Origin of the sequence: Mycobacterium interjectum (genome assembly GCF_900078675.2) — a bacterium.
GTDB lineage: Bacteria > Actinomycetota > Actinomycetes > Mycobacteriales > Mycobacteriaceae > Mycobacterium > Mycobacterium interjectum.
Genome location: NZ_LT546237.1, coordinates 4,411,333 through 4,431,214, shown reverse-complemented (window position 1 = coordinate 4,431,214; position 19,882 = coordinate 4,411,333). Strand labels below are relative to the sequence as shown.

The following is a 19,882-nucleotide window of genomic DNA, read 5'->3' as shown; positions in this document are numbered from 1 at the left end:
GCACTAAAGCTCCTGCGGTTCGCCGGTACCCATGTACTTCGAGAGTTGGTAATGAAGGTTGACGGTGCTTCGCTCTCGATAGGGATTGGGCCTGGTGCCCGGGAAGCCGAGCGATTTCATGCCCTGCTGGACCGCCGCCATGTTGGAGAAGTCCTGGGGCAAGACCGAGCGCCACCGCGGGTCGCCGACCGGTGTGTACTCCCACTCCGTTTGGGGCTCTTCGCCTTTGGGAAACAGTTCGAAAACCGACACCTCAAAGATGCACTTGTCGGGGTTATAGCTGGGATCGGGCCGGGCGCCATAGCACAGCGCAACCGTCAGCCCCTGACCGATCTGGAAGTTCGGGAAGATCTGCCACGCCGTGCCGGCCTGCCCGAGGATGTCGGACGGAATCGTCGGCCAGATCACGCCGCGGGCCTCGTCGTCGCGGCGCGCGGACGCCAGCCAGTGCTCGAGGACCTTGTCGGCCGGTGTGCCCTCGGGCAGTTCGTCGACCAGCCTTTTGGCGGCGTTCACCAGCGTCTCGGTGGTGGAAGTGTTGGTTTCCTCCATCGTGTAGATCTGCATCTCCGCGGTCGATACGCGGGGATCCGCGCCGGTTCCAAGACGGATCTTGGACTTGGTGGCCGCGAGATCGTCGGGGGCGTCATAGCCGATGTTGCTGTGCTTTCCCTGCGCCTTGGCCCACCCCTTGAATTCGCCGAACTTATTGAATTCGGGGTGGGTGGTGTAGACGTGGTAGGTCTCGTTGAAGGCCTCCAACGCGACCTTCCAGTTGCAGTCGAAGGACAGCCACTTGCGCCATTTGAAGCGCATGTTTTCCAGCCCGAACGGGTCGAGGATCTTCGCGGCGGGAAACAGGTAGTCGGCCAGCGGCTCGCAGTCGGGGTCCATGTTGATCCACAGCCAACCGCCCCAAATGTCGACTTTGACCGGGTGCAGATGGGTGTTGTCGGGAGTCAGCGCGTCCTGCCAGTCCTGCTGTTCGCGGATGTGCGTGCACGCCCCGTCCAGGCCGTACGTCCAGCCGTGGAAACCGCAGACGAACGACTTGCGGGCGCGCCCGCGGGCGTTCTTCGCGCCCTGCGGTGTATCGATCAGCCGCCGGCCACGGTGCATGCAGACGTTGTGGTGTGCGCGAAATTCGTTCTCGGCGCTGCGCACGACGATGATCGAGTCGTCGAGAATGTCGTAGGTCAGGTAACTGCCCACCTCGGGCAGCTCTTCGACGCGGCCCACCTGTTGCCAGACTTTTCGCCACAGCTTGTCGCGCTCGGCGCGGGCGTAGTCCTCGCTGATGTATGCCTCGACGCCGACCGTCATCGGCCTCGAGAGTTCCTCGGCCGTCGGTGATTTCACATCCTTGGCCAGATCGGTCATCACATCCTCCTCATGGCGGCGCGGAAGGACTCGTCTTTGAGGAACAAGGAGGTGTTGTCGGCGGCGAGATGGCTCCATCTCAGGTCGAGCCCGCCGTCGACCAGCAGCGTCTGGCCCGTGATGTAGCTGGACAACTCCGAGAGCAGGAACAGGATCGCGCCGGCCTGTTCCTCGGGGCGCCCGCGCCGGCCCATCGCGATGGCCTGCCTGTCCCGATCCGGGTCCTCGTCGACGTAGGTGCGTGAGGCCGCGGTCTCGGTGACGCCGGGCGCCACGGCATTCACCCGGATCCGCGCCGGCGCCAGCTCGAGCGCCATGGTGCGCGTCATCGCAACGATGGCGGCCTTGGCGGTCCCGTAGGCGATGTGAAAGGGCGCGGTGTTCATGCCGCTGATCGAGGAGATCGACACGATCGATCCCGGAAGCTGTTGTTCGACGAGTTCCGCCGCGACGGCCTGGCTCATGAAAAACGCGGTCTCGAGATTGTCGGCGAAGATCTTGCGCCAGTCGCTGCGCGTCACCCGGGTCGACGGCATCCACGTCGACGGCTCGGCGCCGCCCGCGACATTGACCAGACCGTACAGGCTGCCGTCGACCCGCCGTGCCCGGTCGATGACCGCGGCGATGCCTTCGTCGGTCGACGCGTCCGCCGCGACGGGGACGACCGCCAGGCCCTCGTGGGCCAACGGTGCGACGTGCTCGTCGAGATTTTCCTTCGACCGGCTCACCGCGATCACGGTGGCGCCCGCCCGGGCCGTCATTGCCGTGACGGTCGTACCGATGCCGCCACCGCCGGCGCCGGAAACCACCACGATGCGACCGCGGAGCCGCAGAAAATCCTCGCGATCGTCCATGCCCTGCTTTCCCTGCCTCAGACAACGCCGGCCGCCACGAACCGCAAGTTTGTCTGGACAAAATACGGCGTTCTGTCCCTTGGAGAACACTATTCCCATCGGTCGAGCTGGCTGTCAAGGCCGAGACCTCGAGGAGTTGACAGCTATTGTCTGGACTAAGTGGAGTTGATAACGTCCAGCTCAATCGGCTGACGGAAGGACCTCGGCAGGGCATGTCCATTTCACGGGCCAGCTCGACGCAGCCCTCGCGCTGTGCGGCGGCGCAGCCACCGGATGTGACCGAGGGCTGGGAGATCGAGCGGGTCAGCGCGCCCAGCCGGCTGTTCGGCGCCAATGGCGTGCGCACCGGCCCGGACGGTCGCATTTACATCGCCCAGGTGACCGGCAGCCAGATCAGCGCGCTGGATTACCGCACCGGGGAGCTGATGACCGCCAGCCCCAAGGGCGGCGACATCGTCGCGCCCGACGACGTCGCGTTCGACGCCGCCGGCAACCTCTACGCGACCGAGGTGATGGACGGCCGGGTCAGCGTGCGCGACACCGGCGGCCGAACGCGAGTGCTGCGCGACGACGTGCCGTCGGCCAACGGCATCACCTTCCACCGGGGCCGCTTGTTCGTCGGTGAATGCCGCGAGGGTGGGCGGCTGCTGGAATTCGACTTGGCGGGTGGACCGCCACGCGTGCTCCTGGCGAACGTACCGTCACCGAACGCGATGGAGGTCGGGCCGGATGGCCTGCTGTACTTCCCGGTGATGGGCGCCAATGCGATCTGGCGCGTAGACCCCGACGGCGGCGAGCCGGACTGTGTCGCAAGCGATCTCGGCGTGCCCGACTCGGTCAAGTTCGACGCGCAGGGCCAGATCGTCTCGACGCAGGTGGCAAACGGACAGGTGCTGCGCATCGATCCGCGCAGCGGCGAACGGCGTCTGCTCGCCCAGCTGAATCCCGGGCTGGACAATTGCACCTTCGTCGGCGACCGGTTGTTCGTCTCCAACTTCACCGGCGAGATCACCGAGATATCGCCCGACGGCACAACGCGATCCGTGCTGCCGGGCGGCCTCAACTGGCCGATGGACCTGGCGGTGGGCCACGACGGCCGGCTGTACATCGCCGACGGCACGTGCTTCTACGCCGCCCTGCCCGACGGCTCCCTGCACACCGTGGGAATGTTGTTCAGCCCCGGCTATCCCGGATTCCTGCGCGGAGTCGTATCGAGCGGACCCGGCGAGTTCGTCGTCACGACGTCGGGCGGCCAGGTCGCCCGCTACCGGCCGGAGGCGAGCGAAAGCGACGTGCTGGCCGATGGTTTCGACCAGCTCTATGGTGTCGCCCTGAGTCCGAGCGGCGTGGTCTTCGCGGAGTTGGGCACGGGACGGCTGCTGTCGCTGCGCTCGGGTCGCATCGACGAGCTGGCGACCGGTCTGCGTGAGCCGGTCGGTGTCGCGATGGACTCGGACGGGGCCTGCCTGGTGGCGGAGGCCGGCGCCGGACGGGTGGTCAGGGTGGACGGATCGCGGGTCGACACCGCGGTCGCCGACCTGGAACGCCCCCAAGGCATTTGCGTGCGTGACGGCGTGCTCTACGTCGTCGACGCCGGCGCGAAGGAGTTGATCGCGTTCGATCTGAGCACCCGGATCCGGCAGACCGTTGCGTCGGGCCTACCGGTCGGCCCCCCGCCGGGTGTGGTGCCCAAGCCGCTGAAAGGCATGCCGCCGTTTTCCGGTCCGCAGGGCCCGTTCGCCGGCGTCGCCGCCGCCGGCGATGGGACTCTGTATGTCTCGGCCGATGGTGACGGCAGCGTCCTGGCAGTGCGCCGATCCGGGGGCGGCCGCTGATGTCGCAAGCCCTCTCCAGCGAGCACCGCTATTTGCAGATTGCGCGCACGCTGCGCAAGGAGATCGTCGACGGCGTGTATCCGGTGGGCTCGCAGCTGCCAACCGAACACCAGTTGTGTGAGCGATTCGCGGTCAGCCGGTACACGGTCCGCGAAGCGCTGCGCCGGTTGCGCGAGGACAACCTCGTCGCGTCGCGGCCCCGCGCGGGCACCCGCGTGGTTCCCCGGCCGGCGTCCAGTTCCTATGCGCAGGAGACGATGTCGATCGACGACCTGCTCGCGTTCGCCGCCGGCGCGCAGTTGACCATCGAATCCAACGAGATGGTGACGATCGACGACGGACTTGCCGCTCGGACCGGGCTGGAGGCCGGCACGCAGTGGCTGTCGGTGCGTGGCTACCGACGGGCCGACGGTGCGTCGGTGCCGCTGTGCCGAACGGAGTACTACATCAACCGCACTTTCGCCGCGGTCGGCAGGCTGCTGCAACGGCACACGGGGCCGATTTTTCCGTTGATCGAGGACCTGTTCGGCGTGAGCATCGCCGAGTTGCGCCAGGAAATCGCCGCCGTGCTGCTCCCGCCCGAGCTGGCCGACGATCTCGGAGTCGAGGCGGGCACGGCGGCGCTACAGATGCGCCGCACGTATAAGACCTCCGACAGCGAGGTCGCTCAGGTGACGATCAACACTCACCTGTCGTCGAGCTTTCGGTATGCGATGACCATGCGCCGCGTGAACGATCAGGCGGACTGAGGTGAAGCGGCGGTGATAGCCCGGGCCCACCACGACGCGGCGCTCGCGGCGGAGGCGTACCGGCGTGGATTGTGGGTGCACACCACGCTGGCCGATTCAGTGCGCGCGGCTGCGGAGGCCTCGCCACAGCGAACGGTGTTGGTGGACGGTGACACTCGGCTGGACTGCGCCACGCTCTACCATGAGGCCACCGGGTTGGCGACCGCCCTGCTGGCGCGGATGCCCGCCGGAAGTGTGGTGTCCTTCATGCTGCCGAACTGGCACGAGGCCGCCGTCATCTACCTGGCCGCGACGCTGGCCGGCATGGTGGTGAACCCGATTCTGCCGTCGCTGCGCGACCATGACCTGCGCTTGATCCTCGAAGATGCCGAAACCGCAATGGTCTTCGTCCCGCACCGGTTCGGCGGACACGACTACACGGCGATGCTGGACCGCGTCACCACAACGATGAGCCCGGCCCCCGAGGTGGTGGTGGTGCGCGGCGATCCCGGTCTACACACGCCCTACCCGGCCCTGGTGGGGCCCCCGGGCTCGGATCCGCCAACGCTGCCGGCCCTGGATCCCGACGCCGTGCGGATGGTCCTCTACACGTCCGGCACCACCGGCCGTGCCAAAGGCGTGCTGCACAGCCACAACTCGCTGCATGCGCTGATCTGTCAGATCCGCGACAGCTGGAGCATCGCTCCCGGCGACGCGTTCCTGGTCCCCTCACCGATCGCCCACATCGGCGGCTCGATCTACGCGTTCGAATGCCCGCTGCTGCTGGGCACCACCGCGGTTCTGATGGACCGCTGGGATCCCGCGGCGGCCGTCGCGCTGATGGATGCCGAACAGTGCACCCACATGGCCGGCGCTACCCCGTTTCTGCAGCAGCTGTTGTCCGCCGCCGAGCGCACCGGCACCCGGCTGCCCGGCTTGAAGGTGTTCATCTGCGGCGGCGCCTCCGTGTCGCCCGCGCTGATCCGCCGTGCCGCCGGGTATTTCGCGCAGGCGGTGGTCACCCGGGTGTACGGCTGCACGGAGGTGCCCGTAGCGACGGTCGGCGCACCCCGGCGCGACGAAGCCGGTTGGGCCGCGGCGACCGACGGGCGGCCCGGCATCGCCGAGATCAAGCTCGCCGAGCATGAAGCCGCGCCGCCCGGCGACGGGGAAATCTGTGTGCGGGGCCCGCAGATGCTGCTGGGCTACCGGCACCCCGGGGACGACGCCGACTCGTTCGACGCGGCGGGGTTCTTCCGCACCGGGGACCTCGGGCGCTGGATCGACGACGAGTACCTGGTGGTGACCGGGCGGGCCAAGGACGTCATCATCCGCAACGGCGAGAACATCTCTGCGAAAGAGGTCGAGGACCTGCTCGCCGCGCACCCGGGCATCGCTGAGATTGCGGTCGTCGGGGTACCCGACGAACGCACCGGGGAAAGGGCCTGCGCGGTGATCGTGCCCGCGGGTGCGGCGTGGCCGGACGTCGCGAGCCTGGTTTCGCTCCTGGAGAGCAGGGGTGTCGCGAAATTCAAAGCGCCGGAACAGGTGGTCATCTGGGAGTCGCTCCCGAAAAACGACGCCGGGAAGATACTCAAGCATCAGATCCGGGCGGCGCTGACTTCCGCGGCGATCGCAAGCGCGGCGAAGCCGGGCGCGGCGGGTCGTCGCGCTGATTAAGGATGGGTGAGATGCAGGTCGCAATCGTTACGGGAGCCAGCAGCGGCATCGGGCTGGGATGCGCGACTAAGCTCGCCGAGCTGGGAATGGCGATCGTGGGCACGGGCCGCGATCAAGGCCGCCTGGCCGAGCTGGAAGAATCCGTCGGCGATCCGGATCGCGTCGCGACGGTGGCGGTCGACCTGACCCACGACGACGCGCCGCAACGGATCGTGGATCTCGCGGTCACTCGATGGGGCCACATCGACTTCCTGATCAACAACGCCGGAGTCGGCAGCCCCAAGCCGCTAGACGAAACCGACGACGAAACCCTGGACTACTTCCTGGGTTTGATGCTGCGGGCGCCGTTTCGGCTCGCGCGTGACGTGTTGCCCCATATGCGGCCCGGGTCGGGGATCGTCAACATCACGTCCACTTTTGCGGTCATCGGCGGGCTTCGCGGCGGCGCCTATTCCGCGGCAAAGGGCGGGCTGACCGCGTTGACCACGCACATCGCATGTCAGTACGGGGCATCCGGCATCCGGTGCAACGCCGTCGCTCCCGGTGTGACGATGACGCCGATGGTCGAGAAACGCCTCGCGGACGAGCGATTCCGCAAGATCAACACCGAGATGACCCCGCACCAGCGGTTGGGCACCATCGACGACATTGCGAGCACCGTCGCGTTCTTGTGTTCGCCGGGCGGAAGTTTCATCAATGGGCAAACAATCGTCGTCGACGGCGGCTGGAGCTCGACGAAGTATCTGTCGGAGTTCGCGTTGACGTCGCAATGGATCGCGCCGTGAACCCGTCGAGGAGGTCGCAATGAGGTGTCGTGCCGCTGTGATCCGCGGGGTCGGCAGGGACTGGGAGATCCACGACATCGAGCTCGACCCGCCCCGCGGCGGTGAAGTCCTGGTGCGGATGGCCGTTGCCGGAATCTGTCACTCCGACGATCACCTGTTCACCGGCGATGTGGTGCCGACGCCGGAGGCGCTGGCCGCGAGCGGTCAGCCGGCGCCGGACTGGTTTCCGCTGCTCGGCGGTCACGAGGGTGCCGGCGTCGTCGAAGAAGTGGGGCCGGGCGTGACGACGGTGCGGCCGGGGGATCGCGTGGCGCTTTCGTTCATTCCCGCCTGCGGCAGTTGCCGGTTTTGCGTGAACGGTCAGAGCTATATCTGCGATGTGGGTGCGAGCCTGTTCACCAAGGAGATGCCCACCGATGGCACGTGCCGCCGGCATCTCGGCGACGAAAACCTGTTGGCGTATGGCCAACTCGGCACCTTCGCCGAATATGCGGTGCTGTCGGAGCGGTCCGTCATCAGGATCGACGACGCGATTCCGTTCCACGCGGCCTCCCTCGTGTCGTGCGGTGTCAGCACCGGCTGGGGCTCGGCGACGATATCGGCGGGCACCGAACCCGGCGACACCGTTGTCGTGATCGGCACCGGTGGTGTCGGGATGAACGCCCTGCAGGGTGCGCGCGCCGTCGGCGCACAATATGTCGTCGCCGTGGATCCGGTTGATTCCAAGCGGGATTCGGCCAAGTTCTTCGGCGCCACGCATACCGCCGCCTCCGCCGAGGAGGCGATGTCGTTGGTGAAAGAGATCACCGCCGGCGTCATGGCCGACCGTGTCGTCGTCAGTCCCGGCGTCGTGCGCGTCGACCTGATCCCGTTTGCGATGTCGCTGCTTCGCAAGGGCGGGATATGCGTGCTCACCGGCATCACCCCCTTCACCGAGCCGCCGGTTCCGTTGGTCCTGCAGGAGATGACGCTGTCGGCCAAACAACTCAGGGGCGCGCTGTACGGCGGGATGAATCCCCGCACGAGCGTGCCGATGCTGCTGTCGTTGTATCAGGCCGGCGCGTTGAAGCTCGATGAGCTGGTCACCCGCCACTACCGGCTCGACGAGATCAACGAGGCGTTCGCGGACCTGCGGGACGGCCGCAACATTCGCGGGATCATCGAGTTCGCCACCATGATCACCAGCCGCGATTAGCGGGATTCGAAGTGGCGCCGGATGCCCGCCAGCATCTCGACGTGCGCCTTGACCGCCTCACGAGTGGTGAGCGGGGCCAGCGGCCGCGGTGCGGTTATCCGTATCCGCTCGGTGATCCGGGTGCCGCCGTCGCTGGGTGCGAAGCTCACCGTTCCGCGCAACCGCACCCCCGGTGACTGGTCGGCCTCCGTTGTCACGTCGCCCTCGGCGCGGACGTGCAGCCGTGCGCGGTAGGTGATCCGCATAGTGAACGGCCCCAACGGGATCCGGTCCACCACACGGTAACCCTGCAGGTAACCGTCCGGCGTTTCGGTGCGCGACGTGGCCTGCACGGACACGATCAACGGGTGCACGAGCTTGATGTTGTCCAGATCCACGTAGAAATCGCGAACCTCGTCCGGCGGCGCGGGCACGTCTTCGCTCAGCGTCTGTTCGGTGTGGGCGACCCACCAGCTCATTGGTACCACTCCGCAACGAGAACGCCCGTGCGCCACCAGACCAACGCGACCAGCACGCCCAGCAGCAGCACGCTCGCCGCGGCCTGGATCAGGTTGCGCCGCGGCGTCGGCGGGTAGACGTAGGCCGCGGCCACCACGACACCGGTAACCAGCCCGCCCAGGTGCCCCTGCCAGCTGATCGCGGGGGCGACGAACGTGAAGACCAGGTTGATCACGATGACCACGACGACCCAGCGGACGTCGAGGGCCAGCCGCTTTCCGACCACGAACGTGGCGCCGAAGAGGCCGAAGATCGCGCCCGACGCGCCCGCCGTCGCGGTGTTCGTCGTCAGCAGGTAGACGAGGACCGAGCCGCCCAGCCCGCTCAGCGCGTACAGCGCCCCGAATCGCATTCGGCCCAGCCAGCTTTCGAGCGGCGGTCCCACGACATACAGCGCCCACATGTTCAGCAGCAGATGGGTCGCGCCATAGTGCAAGAACGCCGAAGTCACCAGTCGGTACAGCTGGCCGTCCGCGACGGCCGGCGGCCACAGGGAGAGTTGCTTCTCCAAATTCCCTGCCGCCATCTGCGCGATGAACACCAGCACGTTGACGGCGATGAGCGCGTAGGTGACCACCGGCGTGCCCGATCGCTCCCGCCCGCCGAAGCGGGTCCGCGGTGGCCGGATCGTTCGGGCGCCGTCCTGCACGCACTCCACACACTGGTGACCGACCGCGGCGCTGCGCATGCAGTCCGCGCAGATGTAGCGTTCGCAGCGGTTACAGCGGAGGTAGGTGCGGCGCCCGGGATGCCGGTAGCAACTCGGGGTCTCAGCCGGCGATTCCGGTGCGCTGGGTGCGCTCATCGAATCATTCTCACCCGTGACGCCGTACCTGCGGGGCCCGGCCGTGCCTTACTGTGTTTTTCGTGGAGTCACCCACATGACGGGAGTCGGCGCCGGCGTTGTCGAGCGCTACCTGGACTGCCTGGCCGGACACGATTGGGACGGCCTGGCCGCAACGATCTCCGACGAAGCCCTGGTCCGTGAGGGCCCGTTCTGCGACGTCGTCGAGGGCAAGCGACACTACGTCGCCTACCTGCGCAAGGTATGCACCACGCTGCAGGGCCACCGGCTGGAGGTGCGGCGGGTCTCGCACGTCGACTCCCGGGTGTCATACGCCGAGTTGACCGAGGCGTTCGAGATCGACGGGGTCGCCGCGACGTGGCCCGAATGCATCCTTTTCGAGCAGGACGATGACGGCCTGATCTCTCACGTCAGCGTGTTCTTCAAGCAGCCCGGGGCCGACACCCGGTAGAGGTCTATTCCCTCGGTCACGTAATTGACCTAACGTGTCAGGGATGGAGGCGGACGGAACCCCGGAGTCGGTGCCGGTCGAGAAATTGCACTCGGGCGACCCGATCACCGATTGTGGTCAGCGCTACATAGTCCTCGAATCGAAAACCATCGGCGACGGCTGCGTGGTTCTCGAGCTCGAGTCCAGGGTGGACCACCAGTTGCAGGTCATCGAGAAGTCTTTCCCGGCGGGCTACCAGGTCGGCAAGGCGAACCACCGGATCTTGTAGCAGAATTTCCGCACCGCTCATGCGCGAGTAGCCGGTCGACGGCTACCGCGCATTGGTGTTTTTGGGCGCCCACTGCCTGGCGCCACCCGAAATGCCCTTTTCACCAACGCGGTTCGGCGGCCATGGTTTTGCGATCGTGATGCCGCGCACCGCGCGGCCCGACGCGTGATCTTTCGGCAGGTTTGGCCGCGCTCCGAGCCGGTAACCTTTCTGCGAGGAAGCGATTTGCACCCCCCTGGTAACCGAGCGAATCCCGACGCGCCGCTCTCGTCGGCGTCATCGTGTGCCGTCCACGCAGCCCCGCTGTGGACAGGCCCGTGACGCGCCAGGATCATTAGGCGCGGTAGACGTATGTGAAGGGTGACGGAATGAAGGTTCCGGGCGTGGCCGGCGTCGTCGCCGGCGTGACCGGCGGGGCCGCACAGGTGGTGCGGGCCGGTATCTCCACCGCGGCCGGCGCGGCGGGGGCGGTGCAGATGCTCGCCAGCCCGGTGGTGGAGCTGGCCGGCCCGGTGGTCCAGTCGATGGGGCGCACGACCGGCCGGGCGATCGGCGTGGGCTCTGAATCCGACGGTTCCCCAGGCGCCGTCAGCCCGCCGGTGCGCTGGCAGAGCGGGCGGCGGGTGCATTTCGACCTCGACCCGTTGCTGCCTTTCCCGCGCTGGCACGAGCATGCCGCGGTGGTAGAGGAGCCGGTTCGCCGCATTCCCGGGGTGGCCGGCGCCCACGTCGAGGGCGCGCTTGGCCGGCTCGTGGTCGAACTCGACAGCGACGCCGACAGCGGCGCAGTGCTCGACGAGGTGCGAGACACGGTGTGCCATGTCGCCGCCGATCTGAATCTGACGGGACCGAAGTCGGCACCCCGGACCGCGCCGTTCGCCGACCCGGGCAATCCGTTGGCGATCCTGGTCCCGATGACCGCGGCGGCGATGGACGTCGCGGCGATCGGTGCGGCGGTCACCGGCTGGCTGGGGCGATTGCCCGTCGCGCCGCGCAGCGCGCGCGCCGCGGCCGCCCTGCTCAATCATCAGCCGCGGGTGGTAGCCGTGCTGGAGTCGCGGCTGGGTCGCGTCGGCACCGACATCGCCCTCAGCGCCTCGACGGCGCTGGCCAACGGGCTGACCCATGCCGTGGGCACGCCCCTGATCGATCTGGCGCAACGCAGCCTGCAGATCTCCGAAGCGTCCGCTCACCGGCAGCGATGGCGAGAGCGCGAGCCCGAGCTGGCCTCCCCGAAGCGGCCGCAAGCCCCGGTTGTTCCCGTCATCTCCTCGGCGGGGCCCAAAACGCAGGCGCCCCGGCACAATTGGGCCGCCGCCGCCGCGGGTGAGGTTTCCCACGTGGTGGTCGGCGGGGCCATCGACGCAGCCATCGACACCGCGAAGGGATCGATGGCCGGGCCGGTGGAGGAGTACGTCGATCAGGCGGCGAACGCCTCGTTGATCGCCGCGGCCGGCGCGCTGCTGGCCGGCGGCGGCACCGAAGACGCGGCCGGCGCNCGGCCGCGTCGGCCATCGTCGGCAGCAATGTCGACGCACTGCTGGTGGCCGGCGTGATGACCGCCAACGCTATCGCCGGCGGGGTGCAACGCTTGCGCGCCGAGGCGGCGGTCGCCGAACTGTTCGCCGAGCAGGAAAAGCACGCGCGCCGCGTCGTGCTCCCCACCGTGGCAACGGCGCACCGCCGGCTCGAGGCGGCCCGCACGACCGAACGAACGGTCACGGTGAGCGCGAAATCGCTGCGCCCGGGCGAAATCATCGACCTCGCCGCGCCGGAGGTGGTACCGGCGGACGCACGACTACTGGTAGCCGAGGACCTGGAGGTCGACGAGTCCTTCCTCACCGGCGAGTCGCTGCCGGTCGACAAGCAGGTCGAGCCCGTCGCCGCCGCCGACTCCGACCGGGCCAGCATGCTGTTCGAAGGCAGCACCATCGTCGCCGGGCGCGCGCGGGCGATCGTCGTCGCCACCGGCGCCGGCACCGCCGCGCAACNCGCGGTGTTGCGGGCTCATGGCGACATCCCGGGCTGGGACGAGGACCGGGTCTACGAGGTCGCCGACGCGCTGCTGCACGGCGAGGAGGCACCCGAGCCGGACCCGGATGAGTTGCCGGCCACCGGGGCGCGGCTGCACTGGATCCGTGCGCAGGGCCCCTCGGCGATGCCCGCCCAGGGGCTCGAGCATGCCGACCTGGTGGTCGACGGCGAACGCGTCGGCAGCGTCGACGTGGGATGGGAGGTCGACCCGTTCGCCATCCCGCTGCTGCAGACCGCGGCCCGGACCGGGGCGCGGGTGGTGTTGCGTCACGTCGCCGGCACCGAAGACCTGACCGCCAGCGTCGCGGTGAGTCACCCGCCGGGCACCCCGTTACTGCAGCTGGTTCGCGACTTGCGGACGGATCGCGGGCCGGTATTGCTGATCACCGCGCTGCACCGGGACTTCGCGTCGACGGACACGTTGGCGGCGCTGGCCATCGCCGACGTCGGTGTGGCCCTCGACGATCCGCAGGCGGCGACGCCGTGGACCGCGGACATCATCACTGGCACCGATCTGGCGGCGGCGGTTCGGATCTTGTCGGCGCTGCCGGTGGCCCGGGAGGCGACGGAATCCGCGGTGCGCCTTGCCAAGGGCGGCAGCACCCTGGCCGGGCTGCTGCTGGTCACCGGTGATCCCGGCTCTGCCAACCCGCTGGCCCTGCAGCGCTGGCTCAACCCGGTCAACGCCGCGGCCGCGGCCGCGTTGATACAGGGAACCTTCTCGGCCAGCAGGGTGTTACGGCTGGCCGATCCCACGCCGCAGCCGCTGACCGCGTGGCATGCCCTGGACCCCGAGATCGTCTACTCCCGCCTGACCAGCCGCACGCGACCGCTTGCCGTCGAGCCCGGAATCGCGCCCTGGAGACAGGTTCTCGACGACCTGTCCTACAACCCGGTCGTCGCGCCGCTGCGGGGGCCGGCGGCCCGGGTGGGTCGGCTGCTGTCGGCGACGCGGGCCGAGCTCGCCGATCCACTGACACCGATCCTGGCCGTGGGTGCGGCCGCGTCGGCCATCGTCGGCAGCAATGTCGACGCACTGCTGGTGGCCGGCGTGATGACCGCCAACGCTATCGCCGGCGGGGTGCAACGCTTGCGCGCCGAGGCGGCGGTCGCCGAACTGTTCGCCGAGCAGGAAAAGCACGCGCGCCGCGTCGTGCTCCCCACCGTGGCAACGGCGCACCGCCGGCTCGAGGCGGCCCGCACGACCGAACGAACGGTCACGGTGAGCGCGAAATCGCTGCGCCCGGGCGAAATCATCGACCTCGCCGCGCCGGAGGTGGTACCGGCGGACGCACGACTACTGGTAGCCGAGGACCTGGAGGTCGACGAGTCCTTCCTCACCGGCGAGTCGCTGCCGGTCGACAAGCAGGTCGAGCCCGTCGCCGCCGCCGACTCCGACCGGGCCAGCATGCTGTTCGAAGGCAGCACCATCGTCGCCGGGCGCGCGCGGGCGATCGTCGTCGCCACCGGCGCCGGCACCGCCGCGCAACGCGCGCTGACGGCGATCGCGGATGTCGAGTCGGCCGCGGGTGTGCAGGCCCGGTTGCGGGAACTGACCAGCAAAGTGCTTCCGCTGACCCTGGCCGGCGGTGCCGCGGTGACCGGTTTGGCGCTGGCGCACCGTGGGTCGCTGCGGCAGGCGGTCGCCGACGGCGTCGCCATCGCCGTGGCCGCCGTTCCCGAGGGCCTGCCGTTGGTGGCCACCCTTGCCCAGCTCGCCGCCGCCCAGCGATTGTCACGGCGGGGGGCGCTGGTCCGCACGCCGCGCGCCGTCGAAGCGCTCGGCCGGGTCCAGACGGTGTGTTTCGACAAGACCGGCACGCTCACCGAGAACCATCTGCGCGTCGTCTCCGCGGTGCCGCACGGGACCAGCGCGCGGGGCCCGCTCCCCGACGCCGGCGACCCGCAGGGCGCCGAGGTGCTGCGCGTCGCCGCGCGGGCATGCACCCAGCCGCACAACGGGCAGGGCCACGCTCACGCCACCGACGAGGCCATCCTCACGGCCGCCAATTCCCTTGATGGCCATGGTGATTCGGAATGGACAGTGCTCGCGGAGGTGCCGTTTGAATCCAGTCGCGGCTACTCCGCCTCGATCGGCACCGCGAACTCGGCGGAGCCGATGCTGATGGTCAAGGGAGCGCCCGAGCAGATCTTGCCGCGTTGCCGGTTCGCCGATGCGGACGCCGATCAGAACCACGCGGAGTCGTTGGTGATGCGCCTCGCCGAACAAGGACTGCGGGTGCTGGCCGTGGCGCAGCGCCGCTGGGACGGCGAGACCACCGAGGAGGACACCGATGCCGATGACGTCGACGCCGCCGCGCACGACTTGGAATTGGTCGGCTACGTCGGTTTGGCCGACACCGCACGGGCGTCGGCGCGGCCACTGATCGAGACGCTGGTGGAGGCCGGTCGCAGGGTGGTGCTGATCACCGGCGACCACCCGGTGACGGCCCGCGCGATCGCCCGTCAACTCGGCCTGCCGTCGGACGCGCGAGAGATCACCGGCGCCGAACTCGCCGCCCTCGACGAGGACGAGCGGGCCAAACTCGCCGCCGACGTCCAGGTTTTCGCGCGCGTCAGCCCGGAGCAGAAGGTGCAGATCGTCGCCGCGCTGCAGCACAGCGGGCAGGCCGTCGCGATGGTCGGTGACGGGGCCAACGACGCCGCCGCGATCCGGATGGCCGACGTGGGCATCGGGGTGAGTGGTCGCGGTTCGTCGGCCGCGCGCGGCGCCGCCGATATCGTCCTGACCGACAACGACCTTGGCGTGTTGATCGACGCGTTGGTCGAAGGCCGCGGGATGTGGGGCGGCGTGAAAGATGCGGTCAGCATTCTCGTCGGCGGCAACGTGGGTGAGGTGCTCTTCACCATCATCGGCACCGCGCTGGGGACCGGTCGTGCGCCGGTGGGCACGCGTCAGCTGCTGTTGGTGAACCTGCTGACCGACATGTTTCCCGCGCTCGCGGTTGCCGTCACCCCGCAGTACCCGCAGCCCGAAGACGAGGACGTCGCGGACCGCGACGCCGAGGAATTGCAGCGCGCCTTCCAGCTCGCGGCGCTGTCCGAACCCTCGCCGTCGCTCGACGCGCCGCTCATGCGCCAGATCGTCACCCGCGGCGCCGTCACCGCCGCCGGCGCGACGGCAGCCTGGGCCATCGGCCGCTGGACCCCGGGCACCGAACGCCGCACGGCGACAATGGGTCTCACCGCACTGGTCACCACGCAGCTCGCACAGACCCTGCTGACACGCCGCCACAGCCCGCTGGTCATCGCCACGGCGCTGGGCAGCGCCGGGGTGCTCGTCGCCATCGTGCAGACCCCCGGTGTCAGCCAGTTCTTCGGCTGTACACCGCTGGGTCCCGTCGCGTGGTCCGGCGTGATCGGCGCGACCGCCGGCACCACGGCCGTGACGGTCCTGGCGCCCAATTGGCTGGCCAAGAGGGTTGCAGCGCTCGAACCCAAGCAGATTGAGGCCTGGGCCGGCTCAGCTCGATAACTCCTTGCGCACGACCTTGCCCGCCGGATTGCGCGGAATGCTGTCGACGACGTTGATGTCCCGGGGCTGTTCAAAGCGGGAAACCCTGCCCTTCAGGTAATCCCGCAGTGCCGGCGGGTCGATGCTGCGTCCCGGCCGCGGGACGACAAAGGCGGCCAGTCGATGGCCGAACCGCTCGTCGGGAACGCCGATGACCGCGTTGTCGGCGACGTCGGGGTGCTCGGCGAGCGCGTTCTCCACCGCGCGCGGGTAGACGTTCTCGCCCCCCGAGATGATCATGTCGTCCTCGCGACCGACGATGAAGAGCCGTCCGGCATTGTCGAAATAGCCCATGTCCCCGGTGCTCGTCATGTTCTCAACGACGGCCTTGGCCTCCCCCGAGCCCTCCGTGTAGCCCTCGCTCGCCAGCTCGCCGCCGACGAAGACGCGTCCCGTGACGCGCGGCCCGACGGGTCGGTCATTCTTGTCGAAGATGCGCACCGGGCAGCCGGCGACCGGTTTTCCGACGGTCTCGGGGGCCTCCCGCAGGTCGGCCGGCGTCGCCAACGCCCCGATGCCGACTTCGGTGGAGCCGTAGCCGTTGTAGAGGATGTCGCCGTAGGCATCCATGAACCGCTGGCCCAGGGTGGGATCCAACCGGTCTCCGCTGGACAGCGCGACGCGCAAATAGGGCAACGGGTTTCGCGCCCGCACCCGCTGCGGCAGGTCCAGGATCCGCGCGAGCACCACCGGCACCGCGGTGAACGCGTCGGCGCGGTGCAGCGACGCCTGCGCCAGCGCGGCCTCGGCGTCGAAGTGGCGATGCGTCAGCACGGTTCCGCCCAGGGCCACCGTCAGCATCAGCATGCCGAGGCCCAGCCCGTGAAACATGGGCATCGCCACCGAGATTCGCGAACCGGTTCGCAGCCCGGTGCGGTCGAGGATCGTCACCCAGACGCCCACCGCCGAACGCAGCTGCGGGGTGCGGGGCACGCCCTTGGGCTTGCCGGTCGTGCCCGACGTCAACAGAACGATCCGGCCGGGTGCGGCCACCCGGGGTCTCGGGGGTCGCGGCCCCTCGTCGCGCGCATCGACCCTCGCCGGATCGACGAGGGCGGCCGATGCTTCGGCTTCGGAGGCGGCACGCGCCCGCTCAGTGAACTCGTCGTCGGCGACGATCGTGGTGATTCGGTGTGCGCTCAGCGCGGCGGCCAGCGCATCGATGCGGAAATCCGTATTCACGAGCACGACGTCGGCGCCGACCAGGGCCACGGCGAAGAACGCCTTGACGAAACCCCGCCCGTTGCGGCACATGACGCCGACCGCGCGGCCGGGTCCCTCCCCGGCGTCGGACAGCTCGCGGGCGAGCGCTTCGGCTTCCGACCGCAGCTCCCGGTAGGTGAGGGCGCCGTCGTCGTCGACGATGGCCGCCCGGTCTGGCCACCGAGCCGCCGTGACGCCCAGCAGCGTGTAGGGATTCGTTCCGCCGCGTCGCGCCTCCCGGATCACCCGCACCACCGTGGCCGGGGAGGGCGGGCCGAGCAGTCCGGAGCGCAGCAGCGCCCGCGCCGCCGTGGCGACCACGCCGTCCTGGGAGGCAAACGCGGTCACGAGTGGGCCTCGCGCGCTTCGGAATCGGCGAAGAAGCGGCGGTGCCACAGCCGGGCCGCGCGTTCGGCGGGCCCGGCCAGCAGCACCGACGCCAGCTCGGCCGGCCACACCCAGGGCGGTTCGTTGGTGCGGGCCCGCTCGATGACCGCCTTGGCGATGGCCTCGGCGGCTTCGTCCGGAGACATGCCGGGCAGCCGGCCCAGGATCGGCGTGGGTGCGATCATCCGGGTGCGGACCAGAGCGAAGTAAACCGACGTGACATCCACACCGTCGGCGTGCAATTCCGGCGCCACGCTGCGCAGCCAACGGTCGAACGCGCCCTTGGACGCCTGGTAGGCGCCCCACTGCGGCCCGGGAACGACGCGCACGCCCACGCTCGAGACGTTCACGATATGCCCGGCACCGCGCTCGCGCATGGCCGGTAGCAACCCCAACAGCAGCCAGATCGGTCCCAGGTAGTTGATGGCGATGGTGCGCTGAAAGTCGTGCGGGCGGTCGTACTGGTCATGCAGCGAGCGGCGCAACGACTTGCCGGCGTTGCTCACCACGATGTCGAGCGGGCCGTGGTCCTCGGTGATCTGTTTCGTCAGCGCGCCGACGGCGGCCTCGTCGGTGAGGTCGGTCGGATAGGCCACGGCCCGGCCGCCGCCCGCGTTGATCGCCGCCGCAAGGTCCTCCAATTTTTCCGCCGACCGGGCAACGACGAGCACGGTCGCTCCGGCGGCGGCCATCGTGCGGGCCGTCGCTTCGCCGATTCCGTAGGACGCGCCCGTCACCAATACCGTCTTGCCCGCGACGGTCTCGCGCAGCTTGTCGGGGTCCGAGACCCGCGCCGGATTGGCCACCCGGTCGGCGACCGCTGCAAGGGCTCGCTGGAAGGGCTGTGCTATCACGTTCATGTTCGCTGCCGCACTCACTCCGAATTGCGCGCCGAGGGTGCGGCTCTGGCTTGACCGTGCGCCTCGACTCGAGCTACAGCTAGCAGACCACACCGGGCTCCGGCCCCGCGCCCGGGCCCGGCGTTTCTCGTCCGGTCCCCGGCCGGTCCCGAGGCGAGCCGACGGGCCAATTTACGGCTCTGAAACAATTGTCGGAGAAAACTCTGTTTAGGCAACCGTTTACAAGGGCACAATTGCGGCATGATCGCACGTCACCTCCCTCGTTTCCTTGGTTCCGCGGCGGTCGCGGCGGCCGGCCTCAGCGCCTCGGTTCTCGCGCCTGCCCTCCCCTTAGCCTCCGCCCAGTGCCCGGACGTCCAGGTGGTGTTCGCCCGCGGCACCGGTGAGCCCCCGGGTGTCGGGCCGACCGGACAGGCGTTCGTCGATGACCTGCGCTCGCGCATCGGCGGAAAGTCCCTCGACGTGTATCCGGTCAACTACCCCGCCAGCAACGACTGGGACACCGGCCTCGATGGGATCAGGGACGCCGGCGCGCACGTCGTGTCGACGGCGCACGACTGCCCCAACACCAAGATGGTGCTCAGCGGCTACTCCCAGGGCGCGGCCGTGATGGGCTTCGTCACCTCGGCCGCCGTGCCCGACGGCGTCGATCCCAACACGGTGCCCAAGCCGCTGGACCCGTCCGTGGCCGACCACGTCTCGTCGGTGGTGCTGTTCGGCATGCCGAACGTCCGGGCGATGAATTTCCTCAACGAGCCCCCGGTCGCGATCGGTCCGCTCTATCAGCCCAAGACCATCAAGGTGTGCGCCCCCGAGGACCCGGTCTGCTCCGACGGCATGAACTTCGCCGCGCACGACACGTACGCGTCCGACGGGCAGATCATCGACAAGGGCGCCGCGTTCGCTGCCAGTCAGCTCGGCGGCAACGGCGCCACCCCGGCCGGGGCCCCCGGGGGAGGGTTCGGCAGCTGAGCTGACGGTCTACCAGGCGCGGCTCCCGCGCTAGTCGCCGACGAAGCCCTTGTTGCGCATCAGGTGATCCGCCAGGAACCCGTTGTGCGGGATTTCGGGCGCCGCATAGAAGGTCGGGTGCGGGCCGCGGTAGACGTTGGTGATCGTCGGTTCGTCGAGCAGCTCCTCGAGCAGCCGGTCGTCGCCGGTGATCGCCGTGACGACCAATGAGTGCCGCAGCGGCTCGATGCCGGCGGCGCGCGACCACGGCGACACCCACACGCACGGAAACGGCAACTCGACGTTGAGCTTGCCGACATCCGGTTCGGCCAGCAGGTGCACGGCCGGGCGCAGCGCGGCGTACCCGTCCCCGACGGCGGCGACCACCTGATCGGCGCCGAGCAGCGGCGTCGCTCCGCTGGCCTTGGCCTGT

The 19,882-nt window shown here is 69.1% G+C and carries 14 protein-coding genes and 2 pseudogenes; 9 read left to right on the top strand and 7 right to left on the bottom strand.

The genetic code is table 11. The annotated features are described in order from the left end of the window. Positions 1–3: 3 nt before the first annotated feature. Together BN4348_RS55975 and BN4348_RS55970 are read right to left on the bottom strand one after the other, a co-directional pair. Complete coding sequence (locus BN4348_RS55975; RefSeq protein ID WP_066917268.1) at positions 4–1,380, bottom strand: aromatic ring-hydroxylating oxygenase subunit alpha; 1,377 nt, start codon at positions 1,378–1,380, stop codon at positions 4–6. Next, entirely contained in the window at positions 1,380–2,234 is an 855-nt protein-coding gene (locus BN4348_RS55970; RefSeq protein ID WP_066917267.1) for an SDR family NAD(P)-dependent oxidoreductase, read from the bottom strand. The genes BN4348_RS55975 and BN4348_RS55970 overlap by 1 nt, the downstream gene beginning before the upstream one ends. A 212-nt stretch (positions 2,235–2,446) precedes the next feature. Here BN4348_RS55970 and BN4348_RS55965 point away from each other — a divergent pair, with 212 nt between their 5' ends. From BN4348_RS55965 to BN4348_RS55945, 5 genes are read left to right on the top strand one after another with little or no spacing between them, the layout of a single operon-like run. After that, complete coding sequence (locus BN4348_RS55965) at positions 2,447–4,069, top strand: Vgb family protein (RefSeq protein ID WP_066917266.1); 1,623 nt, start codon at positions 2,447–2,449, stop codon at positions 4,067–4,069. Further along, a complete protein-coding gene (locus BN4348_RS55960) occupies positions 4,069–4,818 on the top strand; it encodes a GntR family transcriptional regulator (protein ID WP_066917265.1) in 750 nt (249 codons plus the stop codon). Before BN4348_RS55965 ends, BN4348_RS55960 begins: the two co-directional genes overlap by 1 nt. Positions 4,819–4,830: 12 nt before the next feature. Continuing rightward, on the top strand, positions 4,831–6,477 hold the full coding sequence (locus tag BN4348_RS55955) for an AMP-binding protein (protein ID WP_066917264.1): 1,647 nt from the start codon (positions 4,831–4,833) through the stop codon (positions 6,475–6,477). A gap of 2 nt (positions 6,478–6,479) precedes the next feature. Continuing rightward, positions 6,480–7,262: an SDR family NAD(P)-dependent oxidoreductase gene (locus tag BN4348_RS55950; RefSeq protein ID WP_084454657.1), complete on the top strand. Its 783-nt coding sequence runs from the start codon at positions 6,480–6,482 to the stop codon at positions 7,260–7,262. A 37-nt stretch (positions 7,263–7,299) separates the two neighbouring features. Beyond that, a complete protein-coding gene (locus tag BN4348_RS55945) occupies positions 7,300–8,457 on the top strand; it encodes an NDMA-dependent alcohol dehydrogenase (protein WP_066917263.1) in 1,158 nt (385 codons plus the stop codon). Here BN4348_RS55945 and BN4348_RS55940 read toward each other — a convergent pair. Continuing rightward, positions 8,454–8,915, bottom strand: a complete 462-nt coding sequence (locus tag BN4348_RS55940; RefSeq protein WP_066917262.1) for an SRPBCC family protein — start codon at positions 8,913–8,915, stop codon at positions 8,454–8,456. The genes BN4348_RS55945 and BN4348_RS55940 overlap by 4 nt on opposite strands. Next, complete coding sequence (locus BN4348_RS55935; protein WP_084454656.1) at positions 8,912–9,760, bottom strand: rhomboid family intramembrane serine protease; 849 nt, start codon at positions 9,758–9,760, stop codon at positions 8,912–8,914. The genes BN4348_RS55940 and BN4348_RS55935 overlap by 4 nt, the downstream gene beginning before the upstream one ends. A 76-nt stretch (positions 9,761–9,836) precedes the next feature. Here BN4348_RS55935 and BN4348_RS55930 point away from each other — a divergent pair, with 76 nt between their 5' ends. From BN4348_RS55930 to BN4348_RS55910, 3 genes and pseudogenes are all read left to right on the top strand, one after another. Next, positions 9,837–10,211, top strand: coding sequence for a nuclear transport factor 2 family protein (locus BN4348_RS55930; protein ID WP_066917260.1), 375 nt, complete (start codon positions 9,837–9,839; stop codon positions 10,209–10,211). Between the two features lie 43 nt (positions 10,212–10,254). Next, entirely contained in the window at positions 10,255–10,479 is a 225-nt protein-coding gene (locus tag BN4348_RS55925) for a hypothetical protein (protein ID WP_066917259.1), read from the top strand. Between the two features lie 368 nt (positions 10,480–10,847). Beyond that, positions 10,848–16,009, top strand: a pseudogene (locus BN4348_RS55910) (HAD-IC family P-type ATPase). Here BN4348_RS55910 and BN4348_RS55905 read toward each other — a convergent pair. Together BN4348_RS55905 and BN4348_RS55900 are read right to left on the bottom strand one after the other, a co-directional pair. Further along, complete coding sequence (locus BN4348_RS55905; protein ID WP_066917257.1) at positions 15,998–17,599, bottom strand: AMP-binding protein; 1,602 nt, start codon at positions 17,597–17,599, stop codon at positions 15,998–16,000. The pseudogene BN4348_RS55910 and the gene BN4348_RS55905 sit on opposite strands and share 12 nt — an antisense overlap. Then, on the bottom strand, positions 17,596–18,498 hold the full coding sequence (locus BN4348_RS55900; RefSeq protein ID WP_066917256.1) for an SDR family NAD(P)-dependent oxidoreductase: 903 nt from the start codon (positions 18,496–18,498) through the stop codon (positions 17,596–17,598). The genes BN4348_RS55905 and BN4348_RS55900 overlap by 4 nt, the downstream gene beginning before the upstream one ends. Positions 18,499–18,738: 240 nt before the next feature. Between BN4348_RS55900 and BN4348_RS55895 the strand changes: the two genes are divergently transcribed. Further along, positions 18,739–19,470, top strand: a complete 732-nt coding sequence (locus BN4348_RS55895; RefSeq protein WP_066917255.1) for a cutinase family protein — start codon at positions 18,739–18,741, stop codon at positions 19,468–19,470. A gap of 30 nt (positions 19,471–19,500) precedes the next feature. Here the strand turns inward: BN4348_RS55895 and BN4348_RS55890 are convergent. After that, positions 19,501–19,882: pseudogene (locus BN4348_RS55890) on the bottom strand (aldehyde dehydrogenase); the annotation flags it as partial.

Coding starts and splice junctions, on each gene's coding strand:
- BN4348_RS55975 (WP_066917268.1), bottom strand. CDS start 1,380: ATGACCGATCTGGCCAAGGATGTGAAATCACCGACGGCCGAGGAACTC.
- BN4348_RS55970 (WP_066917267.1), bottom strand. CDS start 2,234: ATGGACGATCGCGAGGATTTTCTGCGGCTCCGCGGTCGCATCGTGGTG.
- BN4348_RS55965 (WP_066917266.1), top strand. CDS start 2,447: ATGTCCATTTCACGGGCCAGCTCGACGCAGCCCTCGCGCTGTGCGGCG.
- BN4348_RS55960 (WP_066917265.1), top strand. CDS start 4,069: ATGTCGCAAGCCCTCTCCAGCGAGCACCGCTATTTGCAGATTGCGCGC.
- BN4348_RS55950 (WP_084454657.1), top strand. CDS start 6,480: ATGGGTGAGATGCAGGTCGCAATCGTTACGGGAGCCAGCAGCGGCATC.
- BN4348_RS55940 (WP_066917262.1), bottom strand. CDS start 8,915: ATGAGCTGGTGGGTCGCCCACACCGAACAGACGCTGAGCGAAGACGTG.
- BN4348_RS55935 (WP_084454656.1), bottom strand. CDS start 9,760: ATGAGCGCACCCAGCGCACCGGAATCGCCGGCTGAGACCCCGAGTTGC.
- BN4348_RS55930 (WP_066917260.1), top strand. CDS start 9,837: ATGACGGGAGTCGGCGCCGGCGTTGTCGAGCGCTACCTGGACTGCCTG.
- BN4348_RS55925 (WP_066917259.1), top strand. CDS start 10,255: ATGGAGGCGGACGGAACCCCGGAGTCGGTGCCGGTCGAGAAATTGCAC.
- BN4348_RS55900 (WP_066917256.1), bottom strand. CDS start 18,498: ATGAACGTGATAGCACAGCCCTTCCAGCGAGCCCTTGCAGCGGTCGCC.
- BN4348_RS55895 (WP_066917255.1), top strand. CDS start 18,739: ATGATCGCACGTCACCTCCCTCGTTTCCTTGGTTCCGCGGCGGTCGCG.